This is a genomic window from Fulvimarina endophytica, assembly GCF_003403015.1.
GTDB lineage: Bacteria > Pseudomonadota > Alphaproteobacteria > Rhizobiales > Rhizobiaceae > Fulvimarina > Fulvimarina endophytica.
In genome coordinates this window covers 1-22,767 of the sequence record NZ_QURL01000002.1, presented here as the reverse complement: position 1 = coordinate 22,767, position 22,767 = coordinate 1, and the positions used below count along the sequence as shown (strand labels likewise).

The following is a 22,767-nucleotide window of genomic DNA, read 5'->3' as shown; positions in this document are numbered from 1 at the left end:
GCGGCTCGGATCCCGAAGCCGGCCCATCGGCTCGAGTAAGCGATCGCCGAGCGGACTCCCGACCGGCTCAGATGCCGGACCGGACGGCCGTCACCACGCCGTCCTCATCGTCCGGTCTCGTCCGTGCCGGTCCTTCGGTCAGCCGGCGAAGGCCGGAGTGGCACCGAAGCTGGTGTCGGGGCGTTCGTCCTCGACAGTCTGGCGGGCTTCGCCCGGAATCTCGAACAGACGGTCGAGCTTGGCGAGATCGAGGGATTTGCCGATGGCAAGCGCCCGAGCCGTTTCGTTGACGGCCGGGATGTGCACCGCCATGGACGGGCGACCACCAGCGATGTCGAAGCGCATCCACCCCTCGCCCGAGCGCACGATCCCTTTCATCCGATCGACCCGTCCGGCATAGCCGCGCGCCACCTGATCGAGACGGGCGGCGAGCTCGTCCGGCCCGATCGGCCGCGTCAGCGCGCGGCTCCAGGAGCCGAGGCCGAGGCCCGGCTCGGGATGACGATGGCCGTGACCATGGCTTTGACCATGATGATGCCCGTGATCATGCCCGTGCCCGTGCCCGTGGCCGTGGCCGTGGGCATGACCATGGTCGTGATCGTGATCGTGCTCGTGATGGCCCGCGTGCTCGTGACCGTGGCCATGGTCGTGATGGCCCGCATGAGCGTGACCGTACTGATCCTCGTCCTCGAACTCGGAAGCGGCCGCGTGGACATAGATCGCCTGGTTCGGTGCGAGCTCTTCCTCAACCGCCCCGTAGCGGGCCGGCAGGATCTTCGCTTTGGGATTGAGCGCGATCAGCGTTTCGCGCACGGCGCCAAGCTCGCTCGGCGAGACGAGATCGATCTTGTTGAGGATGAAGACCGGCGCGATCCGTGCCTGAATGTCGAAGTATTCGGGCATACGGGCGTAATCGCCGAGAAACGCCCCGGCATCGATCACCGTGAAGAGCTTCGTCGCCTTCACGTTCGTCGCGATCTCGGGGGCTGCCAGCACCTGGAGAAGGGAGGCGACATCGGCAACGCCCGAGGGCTCGATCATGACCCGGTCCGGCGCCATGGTCGCCACGACCTCGCGCAGCTGGGCCGAGAGATCCTTGCGCAGGGAACAGCAGATGCAGCCGTTCGGCAGTTCCACCACATCGGCCCCCTGCCCCGAGAGCAGCGACCCGTCGATCCCGAGCTCGCCGAAATCGTTGACGAGGACGACCGTTTTTTCCGCCGGGTTCGCCTCGTTCAGCATGCGGCGAAGCGTGGTCGTCTTGCCGGCACCGAGGAAGCCCACCACGATCTCGACGGCGAAGGGCTTGCGGGCACCGCGCGACTTCAGCGCCGGGGACCAGATCGCCCCGGCCGGCATCGGCAGGACGAGCATCCAGTGTTCCAGGATCGCAAGCGCCATCAGAACGCCGAGGAAGGTGTAGCCAGCCTTCTCGAAGGCCGTCGCACCCTCGGCGAAGGCAAAGGCGAAGAGCAGAACCGTGATCACCGTCGAAATGGTGACGGAGAACGGGAAGAGGAGGTTCATCGAGCGCTTGTTGAGGAAGCCCTTGAGGAATTCCAGATGCTCCGGCAGAAATTCCTCGTTGAGATTGCGCACGCCGAAGAAGACGTTGAGCTTGGCGCTCTGGTGCATCCACCACAGCACCATGAAGGTCCACATGCCGATCTGGTTCGGCGCGCCCCATGTCAGCCAGACCACCGCGACGGCCGCGACGATGATGGCGAGCTCGTGATAGAGGCTCGTCTGCACGGCATGGACGAAATGCGGCCAGCCCCGGCAGTTCTCCGGACAGGGCTGTTTCCGCGAGCCCGTGACATAGCCCATGTAGAAGCTCATCTCCTGCCAGCCCCAGGCGAGAAGACCGAAGGTGAAGGCGTAATAGGCGCCGGTGACGCTCGTATCGCGGGCCGACCATTCCAGACCCCAGAGCGAGAGCGCGAAGACGACGGTCGCGCCGATCATGGAATACTTGAACGTCTTCTGGGGCAGGCCGTCGAGATAGATGATCACGACGGTCGAGGCCCACCAGACGACGAGGGCGAAGAGGGCCGGGAGGACATATTCGGTCATTGGAGATCGTCCCTTATGCAATGGGGTGTTCGGGCGACGTGTCGTCGCGCCGCAGGTCGCGAAGGCCGCCCCTGCCCCCGCGATAGGCTTAAAAGCTCCGTTCGGCGGCCGATCACCGGCACTGACGCGAACGGTTGCCGCCGAGGCGACCCGCCAGAGGATCCGGCCGGCGCTGCCGCCGCCTCAGTAGGCCGGAACGAGCGTTCCGTCCGCGGGGATCTCGTTGGGGATCGCCGGCATGGCGTAGAGGCTGGCGAAGATCGCCGTCGCCCTCGCGCGGCCCGCCGCGACCTTGAGCTTGCCGCCAAGGCCGCCTTCGCGTCGGCCCGCCTCGATCTGCCGGCTTGCGGCAAGAAGCCGGTCGAGCCCGCGCTGGAACCTCGGATTTTCGATGTCGAGGGCGAGCGGGAAGACCTGTTTGGAAATCTCGGTCGTGATGCGGAAGACCGTCATGCCGTATTGGCTGGGATCGATCGCGAAGGCCTTGTGGAATTCGGGCCGCGCATGGTCGCGGACATACATGGTCGAGAAGACCGCCAGCAGGAAGAACTTGATCCAGAGCTTGTTGCGGCCCTTCAGCACCCGGTCGTCGGCCCGCATCAGGAGCGCGAAGGCCTCGCCGTGGCGGAACTCGTCGTTGCACCACTTCTCGAACCACTTGAAGATCGGATGGAAGCGCTTCTCCGGATGACGCTCCAAGTGGCGGAAGATCGTGATGTAGCGCGCATAGCCGATCTTCTCGGACAGATAGGTCGCATAATAGATGAACTTCGGCTGGAAGAAGGTGTACTTCTTCTCGCGGGTGAGGAAGCCGAGATTGACCCCGATGCCGAATTCCTTGAGCGCGTCGTTGATGAAGCCCGCATGGCGCGCCTCGTCCCGGCTCATATAGGAGAAGAGCTCGCAGATATCGGGATTGGTCCCGCGCCGCTTCATCTCCTTGTAGAGGACGCAGCCGGAGAACTCGGCCGTGAGGGAGGAGACGAGGAAATCGACGAATTCCTTGCGCAGCCCTTCCGGCAGGTCTGCGAGATCGATCCGGTCCCAGTTCTCGTCGCGCTTGAAGTGGCCGCGATTGGGATCGGCCTTCATCTCCGCGATCAGCGCGTCCCATTGCGGACGAACGCCGGAGACGTCCACCTTGTCGAGCTTGTCGAAATCGGTGGTGTAGAAGCGCGGGCTGAGAAGCGTGTCTTCCTGGGCGGACTTCGTCGTCTCGTTGATCGGCTTGGCGTAGGGGCGTGCGCCCGCGATCTTTGCAGGAGCGTTCATAGGGTCGCCTTTTCGGAGAATGAGAACTCGCAGAGCTCCATGAATTCGAAGTCGCCGGTCATCCGTGTCCAGGTGCGCTCGATCCATCCCGCACGGCGGATCGTGGCCGTCCGGCGAAACTCGGCTTCGTCACCATAGGGAACGGCGATCGGCTGACCATGAACCACGACTTCGTCGCCCGGCCCCACCGTCACGCCGCCATCGAAGCGGACGTGAGCATGCAGGCTCTCGAAGGTGTTGGAGATCTCGACCGTGCAGTCGACGGTCTCTTCCGCTCCGCCGAAGAGGGTTCGCAACATCAGCTTTTCGCGTCCTCCCAGTTCAGGAATCCGGCGAACACCTCGGTGTTCTCTCTGCCGAACGCCCTCAGTTCGACCAGCCGCCCGGTTTTCGGGTCCTCGATCACGAGGCGTCCGTCCGCCTTGAGGGCCAGCGTATAGGCACCGCTTTCCGGCACCCCCCTGATTGTGCGGTAACGCTTCAGATTGCGCAAGGACTCCACAGCGAAGCCGCCCGATGCGGTGGGCGCTTCGAGGAGCCTCTCGCCGGTATTTGCGTCGCTGACGACCGCGATCTCGGGATTGGTGTCGTCGAGCGCGAGCGCCCGCGAGGCGACCGTCTGGATGGCCGGCGTATGGAAGGCACCGACGCCGGTTCGATTGCTGACGAGGCCGAAGACGACGGTCGAAAGCGCAAGGAGCCCGGCCGCGACGAGGATCGCGGCGGGGATCGGACGCTCGGGCGTCGGATAGAACTTCAGCGGCTTTCCGTCCACGCTGGTCAGGCGGCGGCTCATGCGAGAGCGGCCTCCGACCCGTATGGTTCGGCGCCGGCCTGCCCGACGCTCTGACCGAGCTGCGCGGTGCCGCCGGTCGCGGCAAGCGCCCGTGCCAGCGTGCCCGCGACCCTTTCGGCGTCCGGAATGGCGCGCAGCATCGGCTCGGCCGCCCGCAGCCTGAACGGGCGCGCGAACGGCCAGAGCTGGAAGTAGAACGGACGCGAGCCCTTGGGCAGGACAAGCGGAATGTCGCCCGTGCCGTCACGGTAGACGCGAAGGCCCGCGGCCTCGATATCCTTCAAGGGGATGTTCAGCTGCGAGGGCAGTGCGACGCCGTAGCGCATCACCACCCGTCGATCCGTGACGATGAAGCCGGTGCTGCGGGCATAGAGCAGCGCCACGACCATCAGGATCGTGCCGACGATGCAGAAGGCGATGACGAGCGGCATCGCATGGGCGAAGCCCATGGCCCAGGACCCGGTATCGTTGTGGACCGAGCCGATGCGCCAGGCGATGAGGACGGCGAAATACGCCGTCACCCATTTCATGCGGAACGCCTTGACGGCGAAGCGCCACCAGTCGGGCTTGCCCTGCCACAGGATGCGTTCGCCCTCCGGAAGCTCGGCTTCGGAGATCTCAGGCCGGATATCCGCGGTTTCGTCGAGTTCGATCTGTTTCATAGGAAGGGTGCCTGTGCGCCGTTCTTGGTATAGAGCGTACCGCCCGCGAAATAGGCCGTGAGACGATCTTCCTCGCGCGCCGTGATGTGTTCCTCATTGCCGAGAGGCGGTACGCGAAGGAGCTGTTCGCGGCTGAGCATGCCGAAGGTCATCCGGCCCTTCCGGGTGTCGGCGAAGGCGAAGGGAGCCAGAACGACGCCGCCGGGCGCCCCCTCGCTCATCTCGATCTCCACATAGCGGATGAAGTATTCGATCTCGTTCACCCACAGGTCGCGGACCGTGCCCACCGGCGCGCCGTCGGCCGCATAGACCGGCATGCCGACGAGTTCGGGACCGGACGATTCGACATGGTAGTTCGGGTTCTTGCGCAGGGGCGAGAGCTGGAGATGACCGTCGATGGTGCGCAGGGGCTCCTCGGCCTTCAGCGCGTAGGACGCCGGACCGACGCCGTCGAGAAGGGGATCGCCGTGGGGAATGATCGGCGAGCCGGGGAAGGCGTAGGCGGGGCCTGCGTTCAGCTCGCGCTCCTTCTCGGGATGGGGAGCGTATTTCACGGTGCCGTCGGGCAGCAGGAACGCCTTCGGCTTGGGCAGCCCCGGGAAGCCGACCACGGCCATGCGATTGGCGGTTCCGCGCGTGCGGTCCGAGACCAGGGGATAGCCCTCGCGCTTGTCCTCGCCGCGCAGGTAGAAGACCAATGCGAGGAAGAACAGAAAGAACGTGATGACGAGAAGCAGTGGCAAGTCCAGCTGCTCGGTGAACGCTCCTGTCGGCATGGCTCTTGACTCCTTGGTCAGTTCGGAAGGTCGGGGAGACCGAAACGCCCGGTCGGGGCGGATCGCGGCTCCAGGAGTTGCGGGCGCACGAGCGGCCCGAGAACGAGGAGAGCGGCGAACAGAAGTCCGATCTCCAGATGATAGACGACGCTGTAGGCGGCCGCGGCGCCCTGGAATGCGGGGCCGAGCACGTTGATGTCGGCGAGTTGGGCGACCTGATCGCGCACGGCACCGCCGGCGGCGACCGACAGGCCGATGGCGACCGCCTGGACGGCGCCCCAGATGCCGAGGACGAGCCCCGAGCCGAGCTTGGCGTGGCCGATGCGGTGCATGACGGCAAGGAGCATGGACACCGAGAACAGACCGCTGCCGAGGCCGATGATGAAGACGCCGGCCGAGAACAGGGCGACCGAACCGAGGGCCCCGGCGAGGATCACCAGCGAGAAGGCCGGAATGCCGCCCATCAGCCCGATCGCGGCGACCACGTTGGGATTGGCGTTCCAGCGACTGTGAAGGCGGGCCGCGAGGGCGAAGCCCGCGAGACTTCCCGCCGCGAGAAGCGCCGTCAGGAGCGTCGTCGCGCCGACGCCCATGTCGAAGACCTGACCGCCATAGGGCTCGAGCAGCACGTCCTGCATGCCGAAGGCGGCCGTCCCGACGGCGAGCGCCAGAAGAAGGCGCTTCAGATCGGCCTGCCCCGCCAGAAGCTCGCGCACCACGGTGAAGAAGCGCGGTGTGTCGCGGGCCGCCTGCGGGCTCGGCTCACGATCGCGCCGACGCGGCTCCTGCTGCCAGATGGCGATCGTGGTCAGGAGGATCGTCAGGACGGCCGACCCCTGAAGCACGCGCACGAGGCCGATATAGGAGAAGTCCTTCAGCAGCTGACCGATCGCCAGGGCCCCGCCGAACATGCCGACGAGCAGCATGGTGTAGAGCATCGCCACGATGCGCGGACGCTTCTCGTCGGTCGCAAGGTCGCAGGCGAGCGCAAGTCCCGCGGTCTGCACCGTATGGACGCCGAAGCCGACGAGAACGAAGGCGAGCAGCATTGCCGCCTGGCCGACGATCAGGGCCTGCGACTGTCCCTCCGAGACGATGAAGAGGGCAAAGGGCATGATCGCGAGCCCGCCGAACTGGGTCATCGCCCCCATCCAGACATAAGGCGTGCGCAGCCAGCCCATATAGGACCGGCGGTTGTCCGACTTGAAGCCGATGAACGCGCGGGCCGGGGCGATGACGAGCGGCAGGGCCATGGCGACCGCGATCAGCGAGATCGGAATGCCGAGTTCGATCGCCATCACGCGGTTGAGGGTACCGCCGAGGATCACGAGGGTGATGCCGACCGAGACCTGGAACAGCGACAGCCGCATCAGGCGCGGCAGCGGCAATTCGTTCGTGCCGATATCGGCGAAGGGCATGAGGGCGCGCCATTGCCCGATGCGCTTCGCCTTCAGCCGGTCGAGATCGGTCGGAACGGTCATGCCCGTCTCAGCTCCAGGGCATGGCTCTTGTAGAACCCGGTATCCACCCGCGCATCGCGGCCCGGACGGAAGGCGACGAGCGCCGGTTCGCGGGATATCGCCTCGAGCAGCCGAGCCTTGGCGACCGGAACGATGGCCGGCGAGCGGTCCGCGCGCGGAAACAGCTTGCCGACCCGGTGCATGGCGGCCAGAAGCGGCGTCTTCGGCGCGAAGGTGACGACGAGCGAGCGTTCGGTGCGGCCGGCCAGCCGCGACAGGGTCATCACCGCATCGGCCGGTTCGTAATGGATGAGGGAGTCCATCATCACGACATGGTCGAAGCGCCCGAACCGCTCGTCCAGCATGTCGCCGGCAACGAACGAGATGCGATCGCCGAGACCTTCGGCCGCTGCAAGCTCGGCCGCATGGCCCGTCAGCGTCGGCGACAGGTCGACCGCGACCACCTCGGCCCCGCGCCGTGCCGCTTCCATGGCGAGGGCGCCGGTGCCGCAGCCGGCATCGAGCAGGCGGCAGCCGCCAAGATCGGCCGGCAGATAGGACAGGAGCGTCTCGCGCATGGCGTCGCGGCCGGCACGCACGGAGGCGCGCACCCGGCCGACCGGCGCGGTGGAGGTGAGCTTCTTCCAGGTCTCGGCCGCCGTGCGATCGAAATAGGTCTCGATCTCGGAGCGCCGGGTCTCGTATGTCATCGCCTCGCCCATCGGGGTCCCTATTCGAAACCGAGGAAGTCGAAGATTTCGCGGTCCTTCATGGACCGGGCCTCGTTGGGCTCGGTGCCGGCATAGAGCGTGGCGGCAAGGCGCAGATATTCGTTCTGTACGGCCTCGAGTTCCGGCGAGGGCTCCATCTCGAAGAGGGTCGACTTCTTCAGCCGCGAGCGGCGGATCGCGTCGAGATCGGGGAAATGGGCAAGCCGCGTCAGCCCCGTATGGGCGGCGAAGCGATCGATCTCGTCGGTGCCGGCGGAGCGGTTGGCGATGATGCCGCCGAGGCGCACGTCGTAGTTCTTGGCTTTCGCCTGGATCGCCGCGACGATGCGGTTCATGGCGAAGATCGAATCGAAGTCGTTGGCGGTGACGACGAGGGCCCGGTCGGCATGCTGGAGGGGTGCCGCGAAGCCGCCGCAGACGACGTCGCCGAGGACGTCGAAGATCACGACGTCCGTGTCTTCCAGCAGGTGATGCTCCTTCAGGAGCTTCACCGTCTGGCCGACCACGTAGCCGCCGCATCCCGTGCCCGCGGGCGGCCCGCCGGCCTCAACGCACATCACGCCGTTATAGCCCTCGAAGACGAAGTCCTCGGGCCTCAGTTCCTCGGCATGGAAATCGACGGTCTCGAGAATGTCGATGACCGTCGGCTGCAGCCGCTTGGTGAGGGTGAAGGTCGAATCGTGCTTCGGATCGCAGCCGATCTGCAGCACGCGCTTACCGAGCTTGGAGAAGGCGACCGACAGATTGGAGGAGGTGGTCGACTTGCCGATCCCGCCCTTGCCGTAGACCGCGAACACCTTCGCGCCGTCGATCTTCGGGCCCGTGTTCATCTTCACCTGGACCGACCCCTCGCCGTCCTCGCGGCGATAGACGGTTCCCGGCAGCTGCAGCGTCGTCTTCAGACCGGCCATCACGCAGCCTCCATTTCCTTGGTGTGTTTGTCCGTCGGCTGGGGCAGGATGCCCTCCAGCCGGTCTTCGAGATCGGCGCTCGCATCGAGGAGCGCTGCGCGTTCGGCATCGCTCGGCCGCCAGAACTTGCGTTCGTCGGCCTCCAGCAGACGTTCGGCCATGCGGGCGGACGCCGTGGGATTGAGCGCCGCCAGACGCTCGCGCATCTCGGCGTCCAGCACGAAGGTCTCGGCGAAGCGCTTGTAGACCCACGGGCTCACCTGGCCGGTGGTCGCCGACCAGCCGAAGGTGTTCGTGAGATGGTTCTCGATCTGGCGCACGCCCTCATAGCCGTGGGCGAGCATGCCTTCGATCCATTTGGGATTGAGCGCGCGGGTGCGGGTCTCCAGCGCGACCTGCTCTTCAAGGGTCCGAACGGTGCCCTTTCCGCGCGTGTCGTCGCCGATATAGACCGGGACCGGACGGCCGCGAACCTCGGAGGCCGCGCGGCTGACGCCGCCGAGCGTATCGAAATAGTGGTCGATGGTGGTGACGCCGAGTTCCACCGATTCGAGGTTCTGATAGGCGAGATCCACCGTCTTGAAGGCCGCCGTCAGAAGCGCGCGCCGCTCGCTGGTCTTGCCCGTCCGGTCGATCGCGAAGCATTTGCGGCGGGTATAGGCGTTGGCGAGTTCGCCCGCCTCCTCCCAGGATCCGCCATCGATCATCAGATTGACGTTCGAGCCATAGGCGCCGTCGGCATTGGCGAAGACGCGAAGGCAGGCCGTCTCGATATCGCATCCAGCTTCCGCCGCATGGGCGCGGGCATGCTTTGCGACGAAGTTCATCTCGTCCGGCTCGTCGGCGGTGGCGGCAAGCCAGGCCGCTTCTGCGACGAGCTTCGACTGGAGCGGCAGGAGATCGCGGAAGATGCCCGAAAGGGTCACCAGCGCGTCGATACGCGGGCGTCCGAGCTCTTCGAGGGAGAGGAGCTTCGCGCCGGCGAGGCGGCCATAGCTGTCGAAACGGGGCACCGCTCCCATCAGGGCGAGCGCCTGGGACAGGGAGACGCCCTCGGTCTTCAGGTTGTCGGTTCCCCAAAGGACGAGGGCGACGGTCTGGGGCAGTTCGCCGCCACCGGCCGCATGGCGTTCGAGCAGGCGATCGGCCTGGCGCCGGCCTTCCTCGACGGCGAACGCGCTCGGAATGCGGAAGGGATCGAAGCCGTGGATGTTGCGCCCGGTCGGAACGACCGCCGGATTGCGCAGGATGTCGCCCCCCGGAACGGGCTCGATATAGCGGCCATCGAGGGCCCGCATGAGGGCTGGCGTCTCGTGGTCGGCGGTCAGATCGCGGGCGAGATTGCGGAGGGTCTCGACGACCTCTTTCGCCTTTGCCGGATCCTCGGCCGCAAGGCTTGCAAAGGCCGGCTCGGACCGGAGCGCCCCCTCCGCCTCGCCGTCCGCGATCCGCATCGCGCTTTCGGGCGTGATCGGCGTTCCGATCTGGGCCTCGGCCACCGCCTTCAGCCAGCCGGCGCGGTCCTCGCGCGAGGCGGGACGGCCGAGAACGTGGAGCCCGTTCGGGATGAGCGTCGCCTCGAGTTCCAACAGCCCCGCCGAGAGCGCGGCGATCCCCGTCTCGCCCGGAGCGAAGTCGAGATCGAGCAGACCGGCCTGATCGGCCACCAGGGCAAGGAGATCTTCCCGCTCGCCTTCGGCCTCCGGTTCGAGGCGGCGCAGCCGGTCGAGCGAGGATTTCAGGTCGATCAGGCCCTTGTAGAGCCCGGCCTCTGCGAGCGGCGGCGTGAGGTGGGAGACGAGAACCGCGTTCGCCCGGCGCTTGGCGAGCGCGCCTTCCGAGGGATTGTTGGCCGCATAGAGATTGACGTTGGGCAGATCCCCGATCAGCCGGTCCGGCCAGCAGGTCTCGCCGAGCCCCACCTGTTTGCCCGGCATGAATTCGAGCGCGCCATGGGTGCCGAAATGCAGAACCGCATCGGCGCGCAGATCCTCGCGCAGCCAGCGATAATAGGCCGAGAAGGCATGAGTCGGGGCGAAGCCGCGCTCGAAGAGAAGGCGCATCGGGTCGCCCTCGTAGCCGAAGGCCGGCTGGACGCCGACGAAGACATTGCCGAAGGACCGGCCGTAGACGAAGAGGCTCGCCCCATCGCTCTGATGACGGCCCGGCGCCGGGCCCCACTGGGCCTCGATCTCGGCGAGATGGCGCTCGCGACGAAGATGGTCCTCGGCCGGGATCTTCGCATGGACGTTGACGGGCGTGCCCGTCCGTTCGGCATTGCCGCGAAGGATCGCCTCGCGCAATTCGTCGGTGCTTGCCGGCACGTCGACCCGGTAGCCCTCGGTCTTCAGCGCCTTCAGCGTGTTGAAGAGCGACTCGAACACCGAAAGGTGGGCCGCCGTTCCGACGCTTCCGGCATTGGGCGGGAAGTTGAAGATGGTGATGGCGAGAACGCGCTCGGCCCGGGCCTTGCGGCGAAGCGCGACGAGGCGCGCCGCCCGGCCGGCGAGCATCTCCGCCCGGCCCCTGTCACAGGCCATGGCCCGGTGGCCGGAGGGCTGCGCGACGGCCGTGCGCCCGCCATAGACGTTCGCGCCGATCGCCCCGTCGATTTCGGGGATGGCGACCATCATCGTCGCTTCCACCGGCGACAGTCCTGCGGCGGAGGCGCGCCACTCCTCCAGCGACTGGAACTCGATCGCCTGGCCGGCGATCAGCGGCACGTCGAGTTCGCGCATGGCCGTCTTCGCGGCGTCCGCATCGTTATAGGCGGGACCGCCCACCAGCGAGAAGCCGGTGAGGCAGACGAGCGCGTCGATCGCCGGCTTTCCGTCGGGCGTCTTGAAATAGGCATCGATCGCCGGACGCGAGTCGAGACCGCTGGCAAAAGCCGGAACGACCTTCAGACCCCTGGCCTCGAGCGCCTCGATGACGCCGTCGTAATGGGCGGTGTCCCCGGCGAGCACGTAGGAGCGCATGACGAGGATGCCGACCGTGCCGTTCGCCCCCTGCCCCCGGTTCGGCAGGCTCTCGAGCCGCGTCGCGATCTGACCGCGAAGACGCGGATGGTAGAGCCCGACATTCGGGTATTCGATCGGCTCGGGCGCCGTCAGCGGGTCGGCGCCGAGGGCGCTCCTGTCCGGCGCATAGCGCGAGACGAGGAAACGAATGAGGTTGGTGAGGTTCTCCGAGGAGCCGCCGAGCCAGTATTGCAGGGTCAGGAAATAGGCACGCAGGTCCTGGGCGGTGCCCGGAATGAAGCGCAGGATCTTCGGCAGGCGGCGCAGCACCGTCATCTGCCTTGCGCCGGACGCCGGCCTGTCCTTCTTGCCGTCGCCCTTCAGCTTCTTCAGGAGCTTCAGGACACCGCCGGCTTCGCGGCCCATGTCGAGCTTTCCGGCGCGCGTGAGCTTGACCACTTCGCCCGCCGACAGGATGCCGAAGAACGCCGAGCAGGTCTCGCGGCGAGCCTTCAGGGCCGGCAGGATCGGGGCGATATGCGGCTCCATGAACAGCATGGACGCAAAGACGATATCGGCCGCCTCGATATCGCGGATGCAGGCATCGATCGCCGCCGGATCGCGATCGAAATCGGTCGCGGCGTGGAAGCCGATGACGAGACCGGGGATCTCGGCGGCGAGCCGTTCGCGGGCGACGGACAGGGCGCCGCCCATATGGCTGTCGAGCGTGACGACGACGAGACGGGGGCCGGCGCTCTCCTTCGAGACCGGGCCGGCCGAACCGCTCGCGCCCTCAGCGCGCAAAGTGGGCTTTGGCGTCATAAAGCGTCTCCACGGTAATCTCGGTCAGACCACGGTCTTCTGCGAATTTCTCCGTGTTTCTCCGGGCCTTTGCGCGCACGAAGAAGGGAATTTTCTTGAGTTCGGCTTCCGCATCCCCGGCCCACAGGCTGGTCCGGGTTTCGGGGGAGCGTGCGGCGGCTTCCGTAGGCATTGGCGCGGGCGCAGCGACCCGGATCGCCTCGCTCTCGGCCGAAACGCGCGCGCCGGGGCCCAGATGCGACGGCAGGGCATCGTCCGTGAACTCGAAATCCTCCCGGAACATGCCGAGCAGATGCTCTTCGAGACCCATGACGAGGGGATGGACCCAGGTGTCCCACAAGACGTTCGCACCCTCGAAACCCATCTGGGGCGAGTAGCGGGCCGGATAGTCCTGGACGTGGACGGGCGCCGAAATGACCGCGCAGCCGATGCCGAGCCGCTTGGCGATGTGGCGCTCCATCTGGGTGCCGAGGACGAGTTCGGGGCCCGCCTCGGCGATCGCCGCCTCGACGTCGAGATAATCGTCGGTGATCAGCGCCTCGAGGCCGTGGGACTTCGCCGCCTCGCGCACCGAGCGCGCATGCTCGCGGCTGTAGGTGCCGAGACCCACGACCTCGAAGCCGAACTCCTCGCTCGCAACGCGTGCGGCGGCGACGGCGTGGGTCGCATCGCCGAAGACGAAGACGCGCTTGCCCGTGAGGTAGTTGGAATCGACCGAGCGCGAGAACCACGGAAGCCGTGTCGCACCATTCGCTTCGTTCGCCGGAAGGCCCGCGAGCCCCCTCACCTCCGCCAGGAATTCGCGGGTCGCGTTGACGCCGATCGGCACGATGGTCGTGAAGGGCTGGCCGAAGGTCTTCTTCAGGAGCCGGGCCGCCTGCTCGCCGATCTCGGGATAGAGAACGACGTTGAAATCGGCATCCTTCAGGCGGGCGATATCGGCAGCGCTCGCGCCCAGAGGCGCGACGACGTTGACGTCGATCCCGGTCTCGGCGAGCAGCCGCGAAATCTCCGTCACGTCGTCGCGGTGCCGGAAGCCGAGGGCCGTGGCCCCGAGGATATTGCAGGAAGGCCGCGCTCTGGCGGGCTTCTCTCCGGCCTCGGGCTCGCCCGAAAGGTGCCGGACGATCTGGTAGAAGGTCTCGCCCGCGCCCCAGTTCTCCTTGCGCTGATAGGAGGGCAGTTCCAGGGGCACGACGGGGCAATCCAGCGCGGCCGCCTTGGCAAGCCCCGCCGGATCGTCCTGGATGAGTTCGCCCGTGCAGGAGGCGCCGACGAGCATCGCCGCCGGCTGGAAGCGCTCATAGGCCCGGATCAGCGTCGACTTGAACAGCTCGGCGGTATCGGAGCCGAGATCGCGGGCCTGGAACGTGGTGTAGGTCACCGGCGGGCGCTTGTCGCGCCGCTCGATCATGGTGAAGAGCAGATCGGCATAGGTGTCGCCTTGGGGCGCGTGAAGAACGTAGTGCACGTCCGTCATCGCAGTCGCCACGCGCATGGCTCCCACATGGGGCGGTCCTTCATAGGTCCAGACGGTCAGTTGCATCTCCGCTCCTCCTCAGACCCGAAGCCGCGTGCGCCGGTCGAACGGGCGCGCGAAGAGGCCGGCGAGATCGCTCGCCTGGTCGTAGCCCTGGATCGGCGTGAACAGGAGTTCGATCGACCATTTCGTGGTCAGACCCTCGGCCTCCAGCGGATTGGCGAGACCGAGACCGCAGACGGTGAGATCCGGGCTCGCGGCGCGGACACGGTCGAGCTGGCGGTCGACGTCCTGCCCCTCGGAGAGCGTCACGCCCTCGGGCAGGAGCGCCAGCTCCTCCGACAAGTGCGCCTTGTGGATGAAGGGGGTCCCGATCTCGACCGGCTCCATGCCGAGTTCGCGCGACAGCATCCGGGCGAGCGGGATCTCGAGCTGGGAGTCGGGCATGAAGAAGATGCGCCGGCCGGCGAGCGTCTCGCGGAACGGCTCCAGCGCCCGCCTGGCGCGCGCCTCGGCCGAAGCGGTCGCCGAGCGGAACGTCATCGGATCGACGCCGAACGCATCGGCGGCGGCCTTCAGCCAGGCGGTCGTTCCCTCGGCGCCGAGAGGGAACGGGGCCGGGATATGGGTGGCGCCGCGCTCGCCGAGCATCCGCGCCGTCTCGGCGAGGAAGGGCTGGGCGAGCAGCATCTTCGTGTTCGGGCCGACGGCCGGAAGATCGCGCGAGCGGCGCGGCGGCAGGAAGGCGACCTTGCCGAGACCCATGGCGCCGAAGAGACGGGCGAACTGATCCTCGACCACATCGGCGAGCGCGCCCACGACGAGGAGCTCGGGCGCCTTGGACCGCGACTGCGGAAGTTCGGGAACGAGGCTCGCAAGGCAGCGATCCTCGCCCTCGGTGAAGGTCGTCTCGATGCCTGAGCCGGTATAGTTGAGGACGCGCACATCCGGCGAATACTGCGCCGACAGCCGGGATGCGGCCCGCGACAGGTCCAGCTTGATCACCTCGGACGGGCAGGAGCCCACGAGGAAGAGAAGCTTGATATCGGGCCGGCGCTCCAGAAGGCGCGAGACGACCTTGTCGAGCTCCTCGTTCGCATCGGCCATGCCGGCGAGATCGCGCTCCTCCATGACCGCCGTTCCGAAACGGGGCTCGGCGAAGATCATGACGCCGGCGGCGGACTGCATCAGATGGGCGCAGGTGCGCGAGCCGACGACGAGGAAGAAGGCGTCCTGGATCTTGCGATGCATCCAGACGATGCCGGTCAGGCCGCAGAACACCTCGTGCTGGCCGCGTTCGCGAATGACCGCAGGCTCGGTGCAGCCGGCCTTCGCCGTCGCGCGCTCGGGAAGGAGGGAGACCGTTCCGCTCATGCCGGCACCTCGCGCGCACCGGCACCGGCGGTCGCGGGCACCCCTTCGAGGCGTGCGGCCCTCAGCTTGAGAACGAATTGCGCGGCATTGATCGCGTAGGCGGCATAGGCGACGAGAGCGACGAGAAGCTGCTCGGTCGCGGTGCCGTAGCCGGCGAGCGCCATCACCACATAGGCCGTATGGAGGGCGATGACGCCCATGGAGACGACGTCCTCCCAGAAGAAGGCCGGCGCGAACAGCCACTTTCCGAAGACCACCTTCTCCCAGATCGAGCCGGTGACCATGATCGTGTAGAGGACGAGGGTCTTGACGATGACGGAGGCCATGGCGGCACCATGCCCCTCGCCGGTGAGAATGGCCCTGACGACGAGACCGAGGGAAACCAGGAAAACGAGGAACTGGACCGGCGCTAGAACGCCCTGAACCAGGGTCCAGCGCGTGCCGTCGCGCCTGCGGCGCTCGACGGCGGAGTAAAGTCCGCGCCCACGGCCGCGACCATCGGTGAGGAGGCCTGGACCATGACCGTTCGAACGTGAGGCGTTGGTTTCGAGGCTCGACATGGATGGCACTCTGAACCTCCGCACCGAGCACTGTCAAGTTGACTTTACACTTGGCTCCCGGCCATCCCGTCGCGATCCAGTTTGGCTTGGTTCCAGGGAAAACGCCGCACGCCGCCTTGCGCGGCCTCGCGTAATGAGCGAGGATCGACTTTCAACGGCAGGGCGGTCACGAACGCGGCACTTCGGTAGCGTTCCGCCTCGGCCGCAGATCGCCGGAATGCTGAGCTTTGCCTCGGATCATCGCCGCTTCGATCGGGAGAGTTGTTATCGAAGCCGCCAATTTCGCAGCGCGTTCGGTCTCCGTGTATCGATAGCTGGATGGGAGGGGAAGCACGCATGGCTTACATAACCCATGATGGCGACATCGCTATCTCCGATCGCTACCCGAACGACCCCCGGGACAAGTCAAGCAGGATTGACATGAGCACGGCGCCTCGGCCCGCGCGGCAGGAATCGGACGGCATGTCCGCGGCCGGCCCGGACGCGGAACGCTTCCTCAACGCCGGTTGCGGATTGGAAGAGGCCGTGCGCCGGGCCGTCATACCGCGCCTCTATGCCCATCGGCTCACGAGCCCGCCGGCCGCAGCCCATGGGCGGGCGGTGGACGAGACCATCGCCTCGAACGGGGTGGACATTCTGTCGGTCGGCGCCGCGGTCGAGCGTCTGCGCCGGCTCGTCCTTGCGGGCCGCACGGACGACCAGCGGGCGCTCCTTCTCCATCTGCACGGCAAGGGTCTCACCCTTCGCTCCATCATCGAGCAGATCGTGGTTCCCGTCGCAGACGAGATCGGCAGGGCCTGGGCGGACGACGAGATGAGCTTTGCCGAAGTCACCCTCGTGACCGGCAGGCTGCAGGTCGCCGTCACCGATCTCCTGTCCCGAACAGTGCGGCCGCAAGGCGGCACCTCCTCCCTTCTCATCGCTTCCATGCCCGGCGACCAGCACGTGTTCGGCGCATCGGCCCTGTCCGGCCTTTTGAACGAGGAGGGCTACGGCACGGACACGATGCTTTCGCCGAGCGCGGAGGATCTCTGCCGGATGGCGGGCGCGCGCGCCTACGCCGCGATCGGACTGAGTTGCAACAGCGACAGGACCGCGCCGCACCTTGCGCGGCTCATCGGCGACCTGCGCTCGGCCAGTCTCAACAGGCATGTTGCGATCATGGTCGGAGGATGGGCTTTCAAGAGCGGGAGCGAGTCGCTACATGATATCGGCGCCGATTTGATCGTGACCGATGGACGCAGCGCGATCGAAGACATCAGGAACCTTCTCGCCCCCGCCGTCGAGAGATCGATCTCTCGCGAGGCCCACTGAACGGATCTGGACGTCATGGGAGTAAATTTCGCAGAAGGCGGACGGGCATTCTCCAATCCCGATCGGTCTTTCGCCAATTTGGATCCCGGACTGATCGCCTCGCTCGTCACGGCGACCGCCGACTTCGCGCTTCTCATCGATCGTGAGGGTGTCGTCACCGATATCGCCATGCGGCAGGACGTCTGCCCGCCCGACGTCTATCGAAACTGGATCGACCGCCCCTTCGTCGACATCGTGACGAGCGAAAGCCGCCTGAAGGCCAAGCGCCTGCTCGGCGATATCGACCGGCAGAACGAGACGCGGCGCGAGATCAACCATGCCATTCCCGGCGCGCCCGATCTGCCCGTCAGCTATACGATCCTGCCGCTCGAGCGGGACAGGGGATGCGTCGCGCTCGGGCGCGATCTGAGATCGGTCTCCGACCTTCAGCAGCGCCTCATCTCGGCACAGCTCTCCTACGAGCACGAAGCAGAGCGCCTGCGCACCGTGGAGGCGCAGTACCGCATCCTCTTCGAGACCGGAGCGGCCTGGCATCTCGTCGTCGATCCGGCGACCCGGACCCTCGTCGAGGCGAACGCAGCCGCCCGCAACGGGCTCGGCGCGGCCAATCCGAAGGGCATGTCGGTCGAGACTCTGTTCGCCAAGACCTCCCTCGAAGACTTCGACCGGATGATCGCCGGCGCCTATTCGTCGGGCCAGACCGTGCAGGGCATGCTGCGCTGGCGCGCAAGCGAGGGAGACGCCGCCCCAGTCGCGGTGCGGTTCTTCCGCCATCTCGGCCAGTCGCGCCTGTCCCTGCAGATCGGGACCGCCCTGCCCGCCACGGCCGCGAGCCAAGCCCGCGACGCGGAAAACCTCCTCGGCGAACTTGTCTGCGCCTCGCCCGACGCGATGGTGGTGCTCGACGACGCGATGCGGGTGCGCACGGCCAATCAGAGCTATCTCGACCTCGTCCAGGCGCCCGATCTTGCGCAGATCATCGATCAGGATCAGAGCGACCGGATCGGCCATCGGGGCGTCGAGATGCGCGTTCTCAGAAACGCCATCGACAATCAGGGCACGGTGCGCAGCCTCTCGACGACCATGCGCCCCGATCACGGCATGCCGGTTCCCATCGAGATCGGCGGTTCCGCCTTCGAGACGGAAGACGGCCGCCATTACGGGCTGGTAATCCGCCGCAGCGAGCGCGGCGCCCTGCCCCAGGCCGGGCAGGCAGCGCCCGAAATGCGCCCCGCCAACGACATGGTGGGCCTGATCGGGCAGATGCCGTTGCGTGAGATCGTCCGCGACACGACGGATATCATCGAACGTCTCTGCATCGAGGCCGCGCTGGAGCTGACCGGTGACAACCGGGCCTCGGCCGCCGAACTCCTCGGCCTCAGCCGGCAGGCGCTCTACACCAAGCTGCGCCGCTTCGGCATTATCGGCGAAGCCGGCGAGGCGCGCTGACCGGCGGATTTGCCGTAAATTCCTTCTCTCGCAAGGCGCTCGTGAGTGTCCGGGGATGGCTTTGCCGCCTTTAAGGCATTGGTGATCGCCGCGTTCTCGCGGATTGCGGAACGCAATCGGGCATGCCGCTTTAGAACCTGTCAAGTTTAGTTGACATGTAAGGTCCAATGGACCTAGCATCCTCGGCATGAGCCGAACCGTTGCCCCCCTTCCCAGAGCATCGCGCATCAAGGCCTCGGCATTGCTGGCGGTCCTCAAGCCCGTCACGTGGTTCGCACCCGTCTGGGCGTTCGCATGCGGCGGCATCTCGGCGCTCGGCAGCATGCCCGCCGGCACGGACCCGATGGCGGTCCTGCGCGACGTGCTGCTCGGCCTGATCCTCGCCGGCCCCATGCTGTGCGGGGCGAGCCAGGCGGTGAACGACTGGTTCGACCGCCATGTGGACGCGATCAACGAGCCCCATCGCCCGATCCCCTCGGGCCGGCTTCCCGGACGCTCCGGCCTGATGATCGCGATATGCTGGACGGCGGGCTCGCTGCTTCTGGCCTCGCTTCTCGGACCGGTCGTCTTTGCCGCAGCGGCGCTCGGCTGCGCCTTCTCCTGGGCCTACAGCGCACCGCCGCTGCGCCTCAAGACCAATGGCTGGTACGGCAATGCCAGCGTCGCGATCTCCTATGAGGGTCTGGCCTGGATCACCGGGGCCGCGCTCGTCGCGCAGGGGCTTCCCTCGAGCGAGACCGTCCTCCTCGCGCTTCTCTATTCGCTGGGCGCCCACGGCATCATGACCCTCAACGACTTCAAGTCCATCGAAGGCGATCTGCGCTTCGGCATCCGCACCCTGCCGGCCCGCTACGGCCCGGGGCCCGCGAGCCGGATCGCCTGTGCCGTCATGGCCGGGGCGCAGGTCCTCGTCGTCGCCTGCCTTCTCGCCTTCGGCCATGTCCTCGCCGCCATCGGCGTCGCGCTCCTCCTTGCAGGCCAGATCGCCCTCATGCCCCGCTTTCTCGCCGATCCCGCAGGCGAAGCGATCCGCTACAACGCAACCGGCACCGGCCTCTACGTTCTCGGCATGATGATCGCGGCCATCTCGCTGGGGCTCGCATGAGCCGGCCCGCGACGTCCGGTTTCACCTGGGGCCAGATCTTCCGCCTCGCCCTCGTCCAGACGGCGATCGGCGCCATGGTGGTCCTCACCACCTCGACCATGAACCGCGTTCTCGTCGTCGAGCACGGGCTCGCGGCCATGGTGCCCGGCGCGCTCGTCGCGCTTCATTACGTCGTGCAGATGGCCCGGCCGGCCTTCGGCCACAGGGCCGATCGCGGCCGCAACCGCACCCGCTGGATCGTCGGCGGCCTTGCGGTTCTCGCCGCCGGAACGGTGCTCGCGGCCTATGCCACCGGGCTTTCCGGTTCGAACCGCCCGGCCGGCCTCTCGCTCGCGACCCTCGCCTTCGTCCTCATCGGCGCAGGCGTCGGCGCCGCCGGCACCAATCTTTTGGCGCTCGCCGCGGCCGGAACCGCGCCCCATCGCAGGGGACCGGCCGCGACCTTGATGTGGACGCTGATGATCGCCGGCTTCGCGATCACCGCGGGCCTTACCGGCAGCTTCCTCGATCCCTTCTCCGACCTGCGCCTTCTCCAGGTGACCGCGGTGGTCTCGGTGCTGGCGCTCGCCATCGGAACTCTTGCCACACGCGGCGTCGAGGCCTCCGTGCCCGCCCTCGGCGCGGACGCGCCCGCCACGGACGAGGCGCCGGTCTTCTCGGCGACCCTCGCCGAGGTCTGGCGCGAGCCGGCCACGCGCCGCTTCACGATCTTCGTCTTCGTCTCCATGTTCGCCTACAGCGCCCAAGATCTCGTGCTGGAGCCGTTCGCGGGGCTCGTCTTCGCGATGACGCCGGGCGAGACGACGCAGCTTTCCGGCATGCAGCATGGCGGCACGCTGATCGGCATGATCGCGGTCGCCCTTGCGGGTCTTGCCTTCGGCAAGGCCTATCCCGGCCTTCTACGGCTTCTGTGCGTGGCAGGCTGCATCGGCTCGGCCGCCGCCTTCTGCGCCCTCTTCGCCGCCTCGCGCACAGGTACGGGCTTCCCGCTGAGTGAGGCCGTCGCGACCCTCGGATTCTTCAACGGCCTCTTCGCCGTGGCCGCCATCGGCTCGATGATGGGCCTTGCCTCGGGAACCGGTAGGGAGGCCTCGCCGCGCCACGGAATCCGGATGGGATTGTGGGGCGCGGCCCAGGCGATCGCCTTCGCGCTCGGTGGCTTTGCCGGAACCGCCGTGGTCGACATCACCCAACATGCGACGGGATCGAGCGCGGATGCCTATGGCGCGGTCTTCCTCGCCGAATGTGTGGGCTTCCTCGTCTCGGCCGTCCTTGCCTGGCGCTGCGTCGGCTTGGCTGCGCAAGGGACCGAAAGCCGGTCTCTCGCCCCCTCCAACCTTTCGGGATATGCGGCATGACGACGACGACGAGGACAGACCTCCGACCGACGTCCGAAACCCCGCCGAAGACGGCCGGGGCATCGGGACCGGGCATCGACGACTTCGATGCCGTCGTCATCGGCGGCGGGCCGGCCGGAGCGACCGCCGCCCTGCGCCTTCGCGAGGCCGGTTTCCATACGGCGATGATCGAGCGCGGCGGCCGCATCAAGCCGTGCGGCGGGGCGATCCCGCCCAGGCTGATCGAGGATTTCGCCATCCCGCAGCATCTCCTGAAGGCCCGCATCTCCTCCGCGCGCATGATCGCGCCGTCGGGCAAGACCGTCGATATGCCGATCGACGGCGGCTATGTGGGCATGGTCGACCGGGAGGAATTCGACGAATGGCTGCGCGAGCGCGCGGCGGCGCGCGGCGTCGTGCGCATCACCGGCGTCTTCGACGATCTGGCCGATGGTCCGACCGGCAGACGGCAGATCAGCTACAAGGCTGAGGACGGCTCGCTCCACAGCGTACGGGCGCGTCTCGTCATCGGTGCGGACGGCGCCCGCTCGGCGGTCGCGAAGAAGGCCCTGCCCAACCAGAAGCAACCCAAATCCGTCTTCGCCTATCACGAGATCGTCGAGGCGGACGGCGGCGCGGCCGAGTGTCCCATGGCGCGCGCCGACCGGTGCGACGTCTTCTATCAGGGTGCGATCTCGCCGGATTTCTACGGCTGGGTGTTTCCCCATGGGAAGACGGTCAGCATCGGCACGGGAACGGCGAAGAAGGGCTACGGCCTGCGCAAGGCGGTCGCGGATCTGCGCGCTGCCTCCGGCTATGAGATGGCCGGCACCGTGCGGCGCGAGGGCGCGCCGATCCCGCTCAAGCCCATGAAGCGCTGGGACGACGGGCGCAACGTGATCGTGGCAGGCGATGCGGCAGGCGTCGTCGCACCCGCCTCGGGCGAAGGCATCTACTATGCCATGGAAAGCGCCCGGATCGTCGCCGATTGCGGGATTGCGTTCCTGCGCACCGGCGAGGCGTCCGAGCTCGCCCGTGCCCGCAAGATCTTCATGGGCGACCATGGGACGATCTTCATGATTCTTGGAATGCTTCAAAGTGTCTGGTATCGGTCCGACTGGCTGCGCGAACGGTTCGTCTCGATCTGCCGCGATCCCGACGTCCAGCGCCTGACCTGGGAATCCTACATGCACAAGCGCATGTCGAAGGCCAGTCCGACCGCCCATGCGCGGATCCTCTGGCAGAATCTTGGACACTATCTCGGATGGAGAACGGCCTGATGCACGCGACGAAGACCGAGGCCGCAACTCTGTCCCGCAAGCCGGCGACGTCAAGGACGAACTGCCCGCTCGGATATGAGCGCGTCGAACTTCCCCCGGAGGTCGATTACGCCCGCCATTTCGCCCATGCGATCGAAGCCCTTCACGCCGAGAAGCGCTACCGGGTGTTCGCCGATCTGGAGCGGATTGCGGGCCGGTTTCCCCAGGCGATCTGGCGCAACGAGGGCGAGGCGCGCGAGATCACCGTCTGGTGTTCCAACGATTATCTTGGAATGGGGCAGAACGCGGCCGTCACCGAGGCCATGACCCGCACCGTCACCGCCATGGGCTCGGGCGCCGGCGGCACGCGCAACATCTCCGGCACCAACCATCCGCTGGTCGAGCTCGAGCACGAACTCGCCGACC

18 protein-coding genes and 1 pseudogene are annotated in these 22,767 nt (G+C 67.0%); 6 read left to right on the top strand and 13 right to left on the bottom strand.

From position 1 onward, the window contains the following. Positions 1–138 precede the first annotated feature (138 nt). The 13 genes from puhE to bchF all read right to left on the bottom strand — a co-directional run bounded on the left by puhE (position 139) and on the right by bchF (position 15,877). Positions 139–2,073, bottom strand: coding sequence for a putative photosynthetic complex assembly protein PuhE (gene puhE / locus DYI37_RS03525; protein WP_116681848.1), 1,935 nt, complete (start codon positions 2,071–2,073; stop codon positions 139–141). 183 nt (positions 2,074–2,256) lie between these two features. Continuing rightward, entirely contained in the window at positions 2,257–3,345 is a 1,089-nt protein-coding gene (gene acsF / locus DYI37_RS03520) for a magnesium-protoporphyrin IX monomethyl ester (oxidative) cyclase (RefSeq protein WP_116681847.1), read from the bottom strand. Further along, positions 3,342–3,644, bottom strand: a complete 303-nt coding sequence (locus tag DYI37_RS03515; protein WP_116681846.1) for a hypothetical protein — start codon at positions 3,642–3,644, stop codon at positions 3,342–3,344. The genes acsF and DYI37_RS03515 overlap by 4 nt, the downstream gene beginning before the upstream one ends. Next, on the bottom strand, positions 3,644–4,141 hold the full coding sequence (gene puhC, locus DYI37_RS03510; RefSeq protein ID WP_116681845.1) for a photosynthetic complex assembly protein PuhC: 498 nt from the start codon (positions 4,139–4,141) through the stop codon (positions 3,644–3,646). The genes DYI37_RS03515 and puhC overlap by 1 nt, the downstream gene beginning before the upstream one ends. Beyond that, positions 4,138–4,803 carry a photosynthetic complex putative assembly protein PuhB gene (gene puhB, locus DYI37_RS03505; protein WP_116681844.1) on the bottom strand — a complete coding sequence of 222 codons (666 nt, stop codon included), beginning with the start codon at positions 4,801–4,803 and terminating at the stop codon, positions 4,138–4,140. The genes puhC and puhB overlap by 4 nt, the downstream gene beginning before the upstream one ends. Beyond that, a complete protein-coding gene (puhA, locus tag DYI37_RS03500; protein WP_116681843.1) occupies positions 4,800–5,579 on the bottom strand; it encodes a photosynthetic reaction center subunit H in 780 nt (259 codons plus the stop codon). Before puhA ends, puhB begins: the two co-directional genes overlap by 4 nt. 17 nt (positions 5,580–5,596) lie before the next feature. Beyond that, positions 5,597–7,060, bottom strand: coding sequence for a BCD family MFS transporter (locus tag DYI37_RS03495; protein WP_245413763.1), 1,464 nt, complete (start codon positions 7,058–7,060; stop codon positions 5,597–5,599). Then, the gene (bchM, locus tag DYI37_RS03490) at positions 7,057–7,761 is read right to left on the bottom strand and encodes a magnesium protoporphyrin IX methyltransferase (protein WP_116681842.1); all 705 of its coding nucleotides are present in this window, start codon (positions 7,759–7,761) and stop codon (positions 7,057–7,059) included. The genes DYI37_RS03495 and bchM overlap by 4 nt, the downstream gene beginning before the upstream one ends. 8 nt (positions 7,762–7,769) lie before the next feature. After that, on the bottom strand, positions 7,770–8,681 hold the full coding sequence (gene bchL / locus DYI37_RS03485) for a ferredoxin:protochlorophyllide reductase (ATP-dependent) iron-sulfur ATP-binding protein (RefSeq protein ID WP_116681841.1): 912 nt from the start codon (positions 8,679–8,681) through the stop codon (positions 7,770–7,772). After that, a complete protein-coding gene (locus DYI37_RS03480; RefSeq protein WP_116681840.1) occupies positions 8,681–12,463 on the bottom strand; it encodes a magnesium chelatase subunit H in 3,783 nt (1,260 codons plus the stop codon). The genes bchL and DYI37_RS03480 overlap by 1 nt, the downstream gene beginning before the upstream one ends. Beyond that, positions 12,435–14,009, bottom strand: a complete 1,575-nt coding sequence (gene bchB / locus DYI37_RS03475; protein ID WP_116681839.1) for a ferredoxin:protochlorophyllide reductase (ATP-dependent) subunit B — start codon at positions 14,007–14,009, stop codon at positions 12,435–12,437. The genes DYI37_RS03480 and bchB overlap by 29 nt, the downstream gene beginning before the upstream one ends. 12 nt (positions 14,010–14,021) lie before the next feature. Next, a complete protein-coding gene (locus tag DYI37_RS03470) occupies positions 14,022–15,317 on the bottom strand; it encodes a ferredoxin:protochlorophyllide reductase (ATP-dependent) subunit N (protein WP_116681838.1) in 1,296 nt (431 codons plus the stop codon). Next, a complete protein-coding gene (gene bchF, locus DYI37_RS03465; RefSeq protein ID WP_116681837.1) occupies positions 15,314–15,877 on the bottom strand; it encodes a 2-vinyl bacteriochlorophyllide hydratase in 564 nt (187 codons plus the stop codon). The genes DYI37_RS03470 and bchF overlap by 4 nt, the downstream gene beginning before the upstream one ends. Positions 15,878–16,297: 420 nt before the next feature. Between bchF and DYI37_RS03460 the strand changes: the two genes are divergently transcribed. The 6 genes and pseudogenes from DYI37_RS03460 to DYI37_RS03435 form a co-directional block, all read left to right on the top strand. Continuing rightward, entirely contained in the window at positions 16,298–17,191 is an 894-nt protein-coding gene (locus DYI37_RS03460; protein WP_158555071.1) for a cobalamin B12-binding domain-containing protein, read from the top strand. A gap of 15 nt (positions 17,192–17,206) precedes the next feature. Further along, complete coding sequence (ppsR, locus tag DYI37_RS03455; protein WP_116681835.1) at positions 17,207–18,640, top strand: transcriptional regulator PpsR; 1,434 nt, start codon at positions 17,207–17,209, stop codon at positions 18,638–18,640. Positions 18,641–18,827: 187 nt separating this feature from the next. Beyond that, positions 18,828–19,745 (top strand): chlorophyll synthase ChlG, encoded by a 918-nt coding sequence (gene chlG, locus DYI37_RS03450; protein WP_116681834.1) that lies wholly within the window; start codon positions 18,828–18,830, stop codon positions 19,743–19,745. Next, positions 19,742–21,103, top strand: coding sequence for a BCD family MFS transporter (locus DYI37_RS03445; RefSeq protein ID WP_116681833.1), 1,362 nt, complete (start codon positions 19,742–19,744; stop codon positions 21,101–21,103). Before chlG ends, DYI37_RS03445 begins: the two co-directional genes overlap by 4 nt. Further along, on the top strand, positions 21,100–22,362 hold the full coding sequence (locus tag DYI37_RS03440) for a geranylgeranyl diphosphate reductase (RefSeq protein WP_116681832.1): 1,263 nt from the start codon (positions 21,100–21,102) through the stop codon (positions 22,360–22,362). The genes DYI37_RS03445 and DYI37_RS03440 overlap by 4 nt, the downstream gene beginning before the upstream one ends. Further along, positions 22,362–22,767, top strand: a pseudogene (locus DYI37_RS03435) (5-aminolevulinate synthase); the annotation flags it as partial. The gene DYI37_RS03440 and the pseudogene DYI37_RS03435, both read left to right, overlap by 1 nt.

Coding starts and splice junctions, on each gene's coding strand:
- puhC (WP_116681845.1), bottom strand. CDS start 4,141: ATGAGCCGCCGCCTGACCAGCGTGGACGGAAAGCCGCTGAAGTTCTAT.
- DYI37_RS03445 (WP_116681833.1), top strand. CDS start 19,742: ATGAGCCGGCCCGCGACGTCCGGTTTCACCTGGGGCCAGATCTTCCGC.
- puhA (WP_116681843.1), bottom strand. CDS start 5,579: ATGCCGACAGGAGCGTTCACCGAGCAGCTGGACTTGCCACTGCTTCTC.
- bchM (WP_116681842.1), bottom strand. CDS start 7,761: ATGGGCGAGGCGATGACATACGAGACCCGGCGCTCCGAGATCGAGACC.
- acsF (WP_116681847.1), bottom strand. CDS start 3,345: ATGAACGCTCCTGCAAAGATCGCGGGCGCACGCCCCTACGCCAAGCCG.
- bchB (WP_116681839.1), bottom strand. CDS start 14,009: ATGCAACTGACCGTCTGGACCTATGAAGGACCGCCCCATGTGGGAGCC.
- DYI37_RS03440 (WP_116681832.1), top strand. CDS start 21,100: ATGACGACGACGACGAGGACAGACCTCCGACCGACGTCCGAAACCCCG.
- DYI37_RS03480 (WP_116681840.1), bottom strand. CDS start 12,463: ATGACGCCAAAGCCCACTTTGCGCGCTGAGGGCGCGAGCGGTTCGGCC.
- DYI37_RS03470 (WP_116681838.1), bottom strand. CDS start 15,317: ATGAGCGGAACGGTCTCCCTCCTTCCCGAGCGCGCGACGGCGAAGGCC.
- DYI37_RS03495 (WP_245413763.1), bottom strand. CDS start 7,060: ATGACCGTTCCGACCGATCTCGACCGGCTGAAGGCGAAGCGCATCGGG.
- DYI37_RS03515 (WP_116681846.1), bottom strand. CDS start 3,644: ATGTTGCGAACCCTCTTCGGCGGAGCGGAAGAGACCGTCGACTGCACG.
- bchL (WP_116681841.1), bottom strand. CDS start 8,681: ATGGCCGGTCTGAAGACGACGCTGCAGCTGCCGGGAACCGTCTATCGC.
- bchF (WP_116681837.1), bottom strand. CDS start 15,877: ATGTCGAGCCTCGAAACCAACGCCTCACGTTCGAACGGTCATGGTCCA.
- puhB (WP_116681844.1), bottom strand. CDS start 4,803: ATGAAACAGATCGAACTCGACGAAACCGCGGATATCCGGCCTGAGATC.
- puhE (WP_116681848.1), bottom strand. CDS start 2,073: ATGACCGAATATGTCCTCCCGGCCCTCTTCGCCCTCGTCGTCTGGTGG.
- DYI37_RS03460 (WP_158555071.1), top strand. CDS start 16,298: ATGAGCACGGCGCCTCGGCCCGCGCGGCAGGAATCGGACGGCATGTCC.
- ppsR (WP_116681835.1), top strand. CDS start 17,207: ATGGGAGTAAATTTCGCAGAAGGCGGACGGGCATTCTCCAATCCCGAT.
- chlG (WP_116681834.1), top strand. CDS start 18,828: ATGAGCCGAACCGTTGCCCCCCTTCCCAGAGCATCGCGCATCAAGGCC.